The organism is Streptomyces sp. NPDC006923 (assembly GCF_040635655.1).
Classification (GTDB): domain Bacteria; phylum Actinomycetota; class Actinomycetes; order Streptomycetales; family Streptomycetaceae; genus Streptomyces.
Genome location: NZ_JBEYIF010000027.1, coordinates 38,699 through 51,240, shown reverse-complemented (window position 1 = coordinate 51,240; position 12,542 = coordinate 38,699). Strand labels below are relative to the sequence as shown.

Below are 12,542 nucleotides of genomic sequence, written 5' to 3'. Positions count from 1 at the left end.
GATCTCACCCACCGAATGCCCCGAGACAAAGTCCGGCCGCACACCCCACGACTCCACCAACCGGAACAGCGCCACCTCCACCGCGAACAACGCCGACTGCGCAAAACCCGTACGGTCAAGGATTTCAGCGTCCTCCCCGAACACCACATCCCTCAACGACCGCTCAAGACGCACATCCACATGCGCACACACCGCGTCAAAGGCATCCGCGAACACCGGATATGTCTCATACAACTCACGCCCCATACCAAGACGCTGACTCCCCTGCCCGGTGAACAGGAACGCCACCTTCCCCAGCACCGGCGAACCCTCCACCACCCCCGCCACACTCCGACCCTCACCCAACGCCACCAGAGCCGAATCGAAATCCTCACGACCGGCACCAACAATCACCGCACGATGATCAAACGCCGCACGGGTCGTCGCCAGCGAGTAGCCGATGTCGGTGATGTCGCCGGGAGTTGACCGATCCCCGCTCTCGGCCAGGTACGATCGCAGCCGCTCCGCCTGGGCCTGTGCCGCTTCGGCGCCGCGCCCCGAAAGGAGCCAGGGCTGGACGGGAAGAGACCGCGCCGGTGTGTCCTCGGCGGCCGTGGACGGATCGGGTGCGGTGGTGTCCTCCGGGGCCTGCTCGATGATGGTGTGCGCGTTGGTGCCGCTCACACCGAACGCCGAAACACCGGCGCGGCGCGGCCTGCCGGTCTCCGGCCAGGGCCTCGCCTCCGTCAGCAGCGAGACCTGGCCGTCCTCCCAGTCGACCTCCGGTGTCGGCCGGTCGATGTGCAATGTGCGCGGAAGGACGCCATGACGGATGGCCATGACCGTCTTGATGATCCCGGCGACGCCTGCCGCGTTCTGGGTGTGTCCGAGGTTGGACTTCAGCGATCCCAGCCAGAGCGGTTCCGCCTCGGGCCGGCCCTGGCCGTAGGTGGCGAGCAGCGCCTGCGCCTCGATCGGGTCACCCAGTGTGGTGCCCGTACCGTGGGCCTCGACGGCGTCGATGTCCGGCGGTGTCAGCCGGGCGTTCTCCAGGGCCTGGCGGATGACACGCTGCTGCGCGGGGCCGTTGGGCGCGGTCAGACCGTTGGACGCGCCGTCCTGATTGACTGCCGAACCACGGACGACGGCCAGCACCTGGTGGCCGTTCCGCTTGGCGTCGGACAGCCGCTCCACCAGGAGCACGCCGACGCCCTCGGACCAGCCGGTGCCGTCCGCGCCCGCCGCGAACGACCGGCACCGGCCGTCCGGGGACAGCCCGCGCTGCCTGCTGAACTCGATGAACACGTCGGGCGTCGCCAGTACGGTCACACCGCCCGCCAGCGCGAGTGAGCACTCGCCGTTGCGCAGTGCCTGCACCGCGAGGTGGAGGGCGACCGAGGAGGACGAGCAGGCGGTGTCGATGGTGGCTGCGGGCCCTTCGAGACCGAAGACATACGCGAGCCGTCCGGACACAACGCTGGAGGCCGTGCCGGTGAGGAGGTGCCCTTCGACGCCTTCCGGGAGTTCCTGCCGGCCCGTGCCATATGCCTGGGACGACGCCCCGACGAACACACCGGTCCGGCTGCCCTGGACGGACGCCGGGTCGATGCCCGCGCGCTCGAACGCCTCCCAGGAGGTCTCCAGCAGCAGCCGCTGCTGCGGATCCATCGCCAGCGCCTCGCGCGGCGAGATGCCGAAGAACGCCGGGTCGAAGTCGGCGGCGTCATGGAGGAAGCCGCCGCCCCGGGCGTAGAAGGTCCCCTGGCGGTCGGGGTCCGGGTCGTACAGCGACTCGATGTCCCAGCCGCGGTCGGCCGGGAAGCCGGAGATGGCGTCCCCGCCCTCGGCGACGAGCCGCCACAGCTCCTCGGGTGAGCTGATGCCGCCCGGGAATCGGCAGCTCATGCCGACAATCGCGATGGGTTCCCGCGACGCGTCGGTGAGCTGCTGGTTCTGCCGTCGCAGGCGCTCGGTTTCCTTGAGCGACGCCCGCAGCGCTTCAACGATCTTTTCGTTGGGGGTTGTCATCACTTACTCCGCTTGAGGGGCCGCGTCAGGATTCGGTGCTGCCGGCACTGGCAGTGCCGTCGGGGCCGCCGGACAGGTCGAGCCCGTCGAGCGCCATGTCGATGAGGTTCTGCACGTCCATGTCGTCGATGGACGTGGTGGTTCCGGTGGTCTCGTCGTCGCTGCCCGGGGTCGCGGCCCCGGAGCCGGCGAGCCGCAGCAGCGTCTCCAGCAGACCGGCTTCCCTGATCCGGCCGACCGGGATGGCGGCGAGGGTTCTGTGCAGTTCCGCTTCGTGGGGATCGGACTCCAGGTGCGCCCAGCCGTCGGGGGCCCGGCCCTGTCCGGGGCCGGACGGGGACAGTTCGCGGAGCAGATGGGCGGCGAGCACGGTGGGGTTCGGGTAGTCGAAGACAAGGCTGGAGGGCAACCGCAGTCCGGTGCCGGATCTGAGCCGGTCGCGGAGTTCGACGGCGGTGAGCGAGTCGAAGCCCAGTTCCTTGAAGGCCCGGCCTGCTGCCACGGCGTCCGCCGAGTCATGGCCGAGCGCGGCGGCCGCGTGGGTGCGGACGAGTTCCAGGAGTGTGTCCCGGCGGTCGGTGTCGTCGAGTTCAGCGAGGTGGCGCCGCAGCTCCGAGGCGCCGTCGGCCCGGTTGTCCTCGGCGTCCCCCACGGCGTCGCCGCGCAGCGTCGCCGCGACCTCGGGCAGGTCCTCGATCAGCGGGCGGGGACGGGCGGCGGTGAAGGCGGGGGTGAAGCGCTCCCAGTCGACCTCGGCCACGGTCACGGCCGTGTCGCCGTGGTCCAGTGCCTGGCGCAGCGCGATCAGGTTCAGCTCCGGTTCCATGGGCGGTAGTCCGCGCCGGGTGAGCTGCTCCTCCGCGTCGCCTTCGGTGGCCATTCCGCCGTCGGCCCAGGGGCCCCAGGCCAGGGCGGTGACGGTGAGGCCGCGGGCCGCGCGGTGTTCGGCGAGCGCGTCGAGGTACGCGTTGGCCGCCGCGTAGGCGCCCTGGCCGCCGCTGCCCCAGACGCCGGCGATGGACGAGAACAGGATGAAGGCGTCGAGCGGTTCGGAGTCCTCGCCGAAGAGGTCGTCCAGATGGCGGGCTCCGGCGGTCTTGGCTCCGACGACGCGCGCGAAGCCGGCCAACTCCTCACCGGTGCCCGGTGGCTGGGAGATGCCCGCGGCGTGGACGACGGCCCTGACCGGGGTGCCGTCGGCCGCCAGCTTGCCGACGAGCGCCTCCAGGGCGCCGCGGTCCGCGACATCGCAGGCGGCCACGATCGTTTCGGCGCCGAGTGCGGCCAGTTCGGCCGTGATCCCGGCGGCGCCCGGTGCGTCGGCGCCGCGCCGGCTCAGCAGGACCAGCCGTTCGGCGCCGTTCTCCGCGAGCCAGCGGGCGGCATGCCTGCCGAGCGCGCCGGTGCCGCCGCTGATCAGGACGGTCCCGCGGGGCTTCCACGGCGCCGGGGTGCCGGATGCGCCGAGCCCGGTCCTGCCGGTGTCGTACGGGGCGTGCACAAGCCTCCGTACGAAGACTCCGCCGGTGCGTACGGCGAGCTGGTCCTCGTCGCCCGCTGCCGCGAGCAGTCCCGCCAGCGCCGTCAGCACCCGTGGGTCCGGCGTTTCCGGCAGGTCGATCAGGCCGCCCCAGCGTTCGGGGTGTTCCAGGGCGGTGGTCCTGCCGAGTCCCCACACCTGTGCCTGGGCGGGGCGGGTGAGCCGGTCGGTGGCGTCGACGGAGACGGCGCCCGAGGTGACACACCACAGCCGGGCCCCGCTACCCGCGACCGGTGCGGGCGTCGGGCCGGCGGGTCGGGTGCCATTGAGTACGTCCGTCAGTGTGACGGTCAGTGCCAGGCCGGTGGGCAGCTCGGGGTGTTCGGGATGCGGTCGCTCGTCCAGTGCCAGCAGGGACAGCACACCGGCCACCGGGCCACCGTCCGCCGCGGTGTCCAACCGGGCGGCGACCGAGGCGTGTTCACCGGTGTCGGCGGTGTCCAGCTCGACGCGTACGACCCGCGCGCCGCGCCGGGTCAGCTCGTCCTCCACCGCCTCGGCCAGAGTGTCGTCCGTGCGTGCGGCGGACAGGGCCAGAAGCCAGGTCCCGGTGAGGGCCGTCGCGCCGCTGCGCGGGCCGGTCGCCGGGCGCGGCTTCCACACGACGCGGTAGCGCCTGCTTCCGGCGACGGACTCCTTGTGCCGGCTGCGGCGCCAGGACGACAGCGCGGGCAGGACGGAGCCGAGCGGCTGTGCGCTCTCGACGCCCAGTTCGGTGGCGATCGACTCCAGGTCTTCCCGCTCCACGGCCGCCCAGAAGCGGGCTTCCACCGCGTCCGCCGGTGTGCGCGCCGGGGCGGCGGCCGGGGAGGCGGCCTCCGGCCAGAACCGGCGCCGCTGGAAGGCGTAGGTGGGCAGGTCCACTCGCCGGGCGCCGGTGCCGGCGAAGTACGCGTCCCAGTGCGGGCCATGGCCCACCACATGCAGACGGGCGACGGCGGCGGACAGTGCTTCGGTTTCGGGCCTGCCCTTGCGCAGGGCCGGTATCAGCGAGGCGGATTCCGGTCGCGAGAGACAGTCCACGGCCATCGCGGACAGCACGCCGTCCGGGCCGAGTTCGAGACAGGCCGTCGTCCCGCGCGCCTCAAGGGTGCGGACCGCGTCGAGGAACCGGACCGTGTCACGGACGTGCCGTACCCAGAACTCGGGGTCGCGGATCTCGTCGGCCGGGACGAGAGCGCCAGTCAGGCCGGAGACGATCGGGATGCCCGGGACCTCATAGGTGAGCCCGGCCGCCACGTCCCGGAACGCGTCCAGCATCCCGTCCATATGGGGCGAATGAAACGCGTGGCTGACCGTAAGCCGCTTGGTCTTGCGCCCCTCCGCCTCAAAACGCGCCGCGATCTCCAGGACAGCGTCCTCGTCACCCGACACCACCACCGAAGAAGGACCATTGACCGCGGCGACAGCCACCCGGTCCGACAGCAGCGGCAGCACCTCGTCCTCCGACGCCTCCACCGCCACCATCGCACCACCGACCGGCAACGCCTCCATCAACCGGCCACGCGCCGCCACCAGCACACACGCATCCGCCAGCGACAACACACCCGCCACATGCGCCGCGGCGACCTCACCGATCGAATGCCCGGCCAGGACGTCCGGCCGTATCCCCCATGACTCCATCAGCCGGAACAGCGCGACCTGTACGGCGAACAACGCGGGCTGGGTGAAGCCCGTGCGGTCCAGCGGAGCCTCTTCGTCGCCGAACAGCACGTCTTTCAGGGGCCGTTCGAGCTTCCCGTCCAGTTCCGCGCAGACCGCGTCCAGCGCGTCCGCGAACACCGGATACGCCGCGTACAGTTCGCGTCCCATGCCGAGGCGCTGACTCCCCTGCCCCGTGAACAGGAACGCCATCTCGCCCTCGGTCACCTGGCCGTCGATCAGCCGCACCGGCGCCTCGCCGTGTGCCATCGCGTCGAGGTCCCTCAACAGCGAGGGCCGGTCCGTCGCGGTCAGCACGGCACGGTACTGATGAGCGGCGCGGCCCGTGGCCAGTGTGTGGGCGACATCGGTCAGGCCGAGTTCCGGCGCGGCCTCCAGTCGCCGCCGCAGCCGCTCGGCCTGGCCACGCAGTGCGTCCGCGTCCCGTGCCGACAGCGGACAGAGAACGGCCGGGGGCGGCGCGCTCCCACCGGCGGCGTCGGCCGGCTCCGTGTCCGTGGTGGCCACGGCGGCGGGCGCCTGCTCGATGATCGTGTGCGCGTTGGTGCCGCTGATACCGAAGGACGACACCGCGGCCCTGCGGGGTCTGCCGGTCTCGGGCCAGGCCACCGGCTCCGTCAGCAGCTCCACCGCGCCCGATGCCCAGTCGACGTGCGGTGTCGGCGCGTCGACGTGCAGAGTCCGCGGCAGCGTTCCGTGCCGCATCGCCAGCACCATTTTGATGATTCCGGCGACACCGGCCGCCGCCTGCGTGTGGCCGATGTTCGACTTGACCGAGCCGAGCAGCAGGGGCCGCCCGGCGTCCCGGTCCTGGCCGTAGGTGGCGAGCAGCGCCTGTGCCTCGATCGGGTCACCGAGTTTTGTGCCCGTGCCGTGTGCCTCCACCGCGTCGACGTCCGACGCAGACAGACCGGCGCCGGCCAGCGCCTGCCGGATCACCCGCTGCTGCGACGGGCCGTTCGGCGCCGTCAGTCCGTTGGACGCGCCGTCCTGGTTGACGGCGCTTCCCCGTACGAGGGCCAGCACCGGATGCCCATGGCGGCGCGCGTCGGAGAGCCGCTCGACCAGCAGCACCCCGGCTCCCTCGCCCCAGCCCGTGCCGTCGGCCGCCGCCGCGAACGCCTTGCACCGTCCGTCCACGGACAGCCCGCCCTGCCTGCTGAACTCGGTGAAGGTGCCGGGTGTCGCCATGACCGTCACACCGCCCGCGAGCGCGAGCGAGCATTCGCCTCGGCGCAGCGACTGGATCGCCCAGTGCAGCGCGACCAGTGACGACGAGCAGGCCGTGTCGACCGTGACCGCGGGTCCCTCCAGGCCGAAGACATAGGAGATACGGCCGGAGGTGACACTGCCGGCGTTGCCCGTCATGACATGCCCGGCGACGCCTTCACCGGCTTCGTCGAGGCTGGTGTCGTAACCGCTGTGGGACGCGCCGATGAACACGCCCGTACTGCTGCCGCGTACGGTCGCGGGGTCGATGCCCGCGCCTTCGAAGGCTTCCCAGGAGGTTTCGAGGAGCAGCCGCTGCTGCGGGTCCATCGCCAGGGCCTCCCGGGGCGAGATGCCGAAGAACGCGGCGTCGAACCGGTCGGCGTCGTGCAGGAATCCGCCCACGCGTGGGTAGTCCTGCCCGCGTGGTGTCCCGGTGGCCGGCCGGTCCCGTGTCTCCCAGCCGCGGTTGACCGGGAAGCCCGACATGGCGTCCGCGCCGGTGGACACCAACTGCCACAGGTCGTCGGGGGTGTGTATGTCTCCCGGGTAGCGGCAGCTCATCGCCACGATCGCGATCGGTTCGCTGTCGGTTGCCGCTCCGTCCTGGCGTACCGGTGGTGTGGTGGTCTCCGTGTCCGCGCCGAGGAGTTCGTCGCGCAGTTGTCCGGCGAGCGCCGCCGGGGTCGGATGGTCGTAGACGAGTGTGGTCGGCAGCCGCAGTCCGGTGGCGGTACGGAGGCGGTTGCGCAGTTCGATGGCCGTCAGCGAGTCGAAGCCGAGGTCCTTGAAGGCCCGGCCGGATTCGACGGCGTCCGGTGAGTCGTGTCCGAGGACGGCGGCGGCCTGGGTGCGGACGAGGTCGCGGAGTTCGCGTGTCTGCTCGCCGGCGGAGAGTCCGCGGAGCCGCCCGGCCAGGGTGGCGGCTCCGGCGGTGGCCGCGCTCGTCGCGGTCCTGCGCCGGGGCGTCCGGATCAGGCCGCGGAGCAGCGCGGGTACGGATTCCGTGCCCGTGGCGGAGCGCAGCGCGGCGAGGTCGAGGCGCGCCGGGACCAGGGCGGCGCGGTCGCTGCGCCACGCGGTGTCGAACAGGGCCATGCCCTCCTCTGAGGAGAGCGCGCCGACGCCGCCGCGCTCCATGCGGCGCAGGTCGGCGTGGGTCAGGTGTCCCGTGATGCCGCTGGTCTCGGCCCACAGTCCCCAGGCGAGGGAGGTCGCGGGCAGGCCCTGGGCGTGGCGGTGGGCGGCGAGCGCGTCGAGGAAGACATTGGCGGCGGCGTAGTTGGCCTGGCCGGCGCTGCCGAGGGTGCCGGCGACCGCGGAGTAGAGCAGGAACGCCGACACGTTGAGGTCGCGGGTCAGTTCGTGCAGGTTCCACGCCGCGTCGGCCTTGGGGCGCAGGACACGGTCCAGGCGTTCGGCGGTGAGTGCGGTGATCACCCCGTCGTCGACGACGCCTGCCGTGTGGACGACGGCGGTGAGCGGGCGGTGCGCGGGAACGGCGGCGAGGACCGCCGCGAGCGCGTCGCGGTCCGCCGCGTCGCAGGCGGCGAGGGTGGCTTCGGCGCCCAGCTCGGCGAGTTCGGCGACAAGGTCCGCGGCGCCTTCGGCGTCGGGGCCGCGCCGGCTGGTGAGCAGCAGGTGGCGGGCGCCGTGGGCGGTGGCGAGGTGGCGGGCGGCGAGGCGGCCCAGGGTGCCGGTGCCGCCGGTGATGAGAACCGTGCCGTCCGGGTCGAGTGCGGTGGCGGTGGGGACGGCCGCCGCAGCGGTGGCGGCGCGGGCCAGGCGGGGCACCAGGACGGTGCCGTCGCGCAGTGCCAGTTCGGGTTCGCCGGTGGCGAGGGCGCCGGGCAGCGCGGTGTACGAGGCGTCTTCGGTGTCGAGGTCGACAAGGGTGAAACGGTCGGGGTTCTCGGCCTCAGCCGACCTGATGAGGCCCCACAGTGGGGCGTGTGCGAGATTCCGCACGCCCCGCCGCTGGTCCGGGCCGTTGTGGTGGCCGGTGTCCGCCGCGACCGCGTCCCGGGTGACGAGGACCAGCCGCGAGGTGGCGAACCGTTCGTCGGCGAGCCAGCTCTGGACGAGGGCGAGGGCGTCCCGGGCCGCCTTGTGGACGGCCCCTGCGAGGTCGGTGTCCGTGCCGTGCGGAGCGGTGAGCGGCACCAGCACCAGGCGGGGAGCGGGCGCGGAGGCCGGTGTTCCCGTTCCCGGTGCGTCGGCTGTCGTTCCGGCCGCGGTGCCCAGGGCGTCTCCGAGCGCCGTCAGGTCGCGATACGTGGTGACGGGCGCGCCGGCCGCCGTCAGGGCGCGTGCGACCCCGAGTCCGTCGGTGCCGAGGACCGCGTAGCGCTCCTGGCCGGTCGGTGTGGCGGCGGGCGCCGGGGTCCAGTCGAGCTGGAAGAGGGACTGCCCGAGTGCGCTCCGCCGGGGGCCGTCGAGCAGGCCGGCGGGCGGCGCGCCGAGAGTGAGCCCCTCGATGGTCGCGACGGGCTGCCCGGTGGTGTCGGCGAGCGCCAGGGACACGGTGTGGTCGCCGGTGGGGGTGACGCGTACGCGCAGCGCGGTGGCGCCGACGGCGTGCAGGGTCACACCGCGCCAGGAGGACGGCAGGCGTCGTTCACTCTCCGGCCCGTCCGCCGCGAGCGCGGCGTGCGCGGCGGCGTCGAGGAGCGCGGGGTGCAGTCCGAAGGCCCGGGCGTCGGCCTCGGCGCTCTCGGGCAGCCGTACGTCGGCGAAGATCTCTCCGTCGCGGCGCCAGGCGGACCGCAGACCTTGGAAGAGCGGGCCGTGGACCGGGCCTGTGGTGTCGGTGTCCTCGTAGAAACCGTCGAGCGTGATCTGTTCCGCGCCGGGCGGCGGCCACTGGGCCGGACGGAAGCCGCTGTCCCGGGCGCCCGTGGCGAGGGTGCCGGTCGCGTGGTGTGTCCACTCGCTGTCGGGGGCCGCGTCCTCCGGGCGGGAGGAGAGACTGAAGGTGCGCCGGCCGTCGTCGTCCCTGGCCGCTACGGCGAGCTGGATCCGTACAGCACCGTGGTCCGGCAGGATCAGCGGCTCCTGCGGGGCCAGTTGGAGAAGGTGGTCGCAGCCTGCCTGGTCGCCCGCGCGGAGTGCCAGCTCCACAAAGGTGGCGGTGGAGAGCACCGGCGTCCCGGCGACGGTGTGGTCGGTCAGCCAGGGGTGGGTGCGCGCCGAGAGGCGTCCGGTGAGGAGGAGGGTGTCGGAGCCGGCGACCGGGACCGCGGCGGCGAGCAGCGGGTGGGCCATGTTCTCCAGGCCGGCCGCGGCGATGTCGGCCGTGCCGTCGCCGGGCTCCAGCCAGAATCGCTGGTGCTGGAAGGGGTAGGTCGGCAGGTCGGCGCGGCCGGCGCGGCGGCCCGCGTACACCGCCTCCCAGTCCAGGGGCGCACCGCGTGTGTAGGCCCTCGCGACCGCCGAGGTGAAGGAGTCGGCCTCGGCCTGTCCGGGGCGCAGCGCGGCGGCGAAGGCCCAGCGGTCGGCGGGTGCGCCGTCGTTGTCCGGGCCGGTTCCGCTTTGGGCTTCGGTTGCGGTTTCCGGTGCGGCCAGGCATTCCTGTGCCATGGCGGTGAGGACACCGCCGGGGCCCAGTTCGACGAAGGTGGTCACTCCGTGGTCGCGGAGGGACCGTACGCCGTCGAGGAAGCGTACGGTTTCGCGGACATGGCGGACCCAGAAGTCCGGTGTGGCCATCTCCTGGGCGGCGACGGGGCGGCCCGTGAGGTGGGAGAGGACCGGTGTGTGCGGGGCCCGGTAGGTGAGTCCGGCGGCGACCTCGCGGAACGCGTCGAGCATGGCGTCCATGTGCGGCGAGTGAAAGGCATGACTGACCGTCAGACGCTTGGTCCTGCGGCCCTGTTGTGCGAACGAGGCGGCGAGCGCGAGGACGGCGTCCTCGTCACCTGACACCACCACCGAGGAGGGCCCGTTGACCGCGGCGACACTCACACCGTCACCGAGCAGCGGCAGCACCTCGTCCTCCGAGGCCCCCACCGCCACCATCGCACCACCGGCCGGCAACGCCTCCATCAGCCGGCCACGCGCCGCCACCAGCACACACGCGTCCACCAGCGACAACACACCCGCCACATGCGCCGCGACCAGCTCACCGATCGAATGCCCGGCCACGAAGTCCGGCCGCAGTCCCCATGCCTCCGCCAGCCGGTACAGCGCGACCTCGATCGCGAACAGCGCGGGCTGGGTGACACCCGTACGGTCCAGCAGATCCTGGTCGTCGCCGAACAGTGCGCTCTTCAGGGGCTGTTCGAGGTGGCGGTCGAGTTCGGCGCACACCGTGTCCAGCGCGTCCGCGAACACCGGGAAGGTCTCGTACAGTCCGCGGCCCATGCCCGGACGCTGGCTGCCCTGGCCGGTGAAGAGGAACGCGAGCTTGCCGCCGTCCGCCGAGCCCTCGACCAGACCTGCGGCGGCCCGGCCCGCCGCGAGGGCGGACAGGCCGGTGAGCAGGTCCTCGCGGTCGTGGCCGACGAGCACCGCACGGTGCTCCAGCGCGGCCCGGCCGGTCGCCAGCGAGCGGCCCACCTCTGCCGGACCGAGTTCCGGCCGGGACTCCAGGCGGTCCAGCAGGCGCTGCGCGTTCTCCCGCAACGCGGTGGTGTTCCTTGCGGTGAGGGGCCACGGCAGGGCCGCGCCGGTGACCTCCCGTACGCCGTCGCGCACCCCGTCGCCGTCGGCGGGGCCCGCCTCCTCGTCCTCGGGGGCCTGCTCGATGACGGTGTGCGCGTTGGTGCCGCTCACACCGAACGCCGAAACACCGGCGCGGCGCGGCCGGCCGGTCTCCGGCCAGGGCCTCGCCTCCGTCAGCAGGGAGACCGCGCCCGAGGTCCAGTCGACGTTGGGGGTCGGTTCGTCGAGGTGGAGGGTGCGGGGCAGTACGCCGTGGCGGATCGCCATGACGGTCTTGATGACTCCGGCGATCCCGGCGGCGGCCTGGGTGTGGCCGAGGTTGGACTTGAGGGAGCCGAGCCACAACGGCTGTCCCTCGGGGCGCTCCTGGCCGTAGGTGGCGAGCAGGGCCTGCGCCTCGATGGGGTCGCCGAGCGTGGTTCCCGTGCCGTGGGCCTCGACGGCGTCGATCTCGGCGGCCGACAGCCGCGCGTTCTCCAGGGCCTGGCGGATGACGCGCTGCTGCGCGGGGCCGTTGGGTGCGGTCAGACCGTTGGAGGCGCCGTCCTGGTTGACTGCCGAACCACGGACGACGGCCAGGACCTGATGGCCGTTGCGGCGCGCGTCCGAGAGCCGCTCCACCAGCAGCACCCCGACGCCCTCGGACCAGCCCGTACCGTCGGCCGACGCGGCGAAGGACTTGCAGCGGCCGTCCGGCGCGAGACCGCGCTGCCTGCTGAACTCGACGAAGACGTCGGGGGTGGGCATGACGGCCGCGCCGCCGACGACGGCCAGTGAGCACTCCCGCGCGCGCAGCGCCTGCGTCGCCCAGTGCAGGGCGACCAGCGACGAAGAGCAGGCCGTGTCTATGGTGACGGCCGGTCCTTCGAGCCCGAAGGAGTAGGCGATACGGCCGGACAGGACGCTGGTCGCGCCACCGGTGAGGAGGAGGCCCTCCAGTCCGGCGGGGACGTGTCGCGGATCGGCGGCGTATCCCATCGCGCCGGCGCCGATGAACACGCCGGTGCGGCTGCCCTGGACGGATGCCGGGTCGATGCCCGCGCGTTCGAACACCTCCCAGGAGGTCTCCAGCAGCAGCCGCTGCTGCGGGTCCATGGCCAGGGCCTCGCGCGGGGAGATCCCGAAGTGGGCCGGGTCGAAACCGGCGGCGTCGTCGAGGAATCCGCCGCCGGCCGTGTAGAGGGTGCCCCTGCGGTCGGGGTCCGGGTCGACCAGCGCGTCCAGGTCCCAGCCGCGGTCGGCCGGGAAGCCGGTGATGGCGTCCTCACCGTTGTCCACGAGCGTCCAGAGGTCCTCGGGAGAGGCCACGCCGCCGGGGAAGCGGCAGCTCATCGCGACGATCGCGATGGGTTCCCGCGCGTCCGCCTCGACCTCGCCGAGACGGCGCCGGGTACGGCGCAGCTCGGCGGTCATCCACTTCAGGTTGTCGAGAAGCTTCTCTTCGTTGGCGCTGGCCACTGGA

At 72.9% G+C, this 12,542-nt stretch carries 2 protein-coding genes; both read right to left on the bottom strand.

The features are described 5' to 3' along the window. Positions 1 to 2,007: type I polyketide synthase (locus ABZ707_RS31215; protein ID WP_360181504.1), on the bottom strand; the 2,007-nt coding region annotated here is incomplete at its 3' end. A gap of 25 nt (positions 2,008 to 2,032) precedes the next feature. Continuing rightward, the gene (locus ABZ707_RS31210; RefSeq protein ID WP_360181501.1) at positions 2,033 to 12,538 is read right to left on the bottom strand and encodes a type I polyketide synthase; all 10,506 of its coding nucleotides are present in this window, start codon (positions 12,536 to 12,538) and stop codon (positions 2,033 to 2,035) included. Positions 12,539 to 12,542 lie beyond the last annotated feature (4 nt).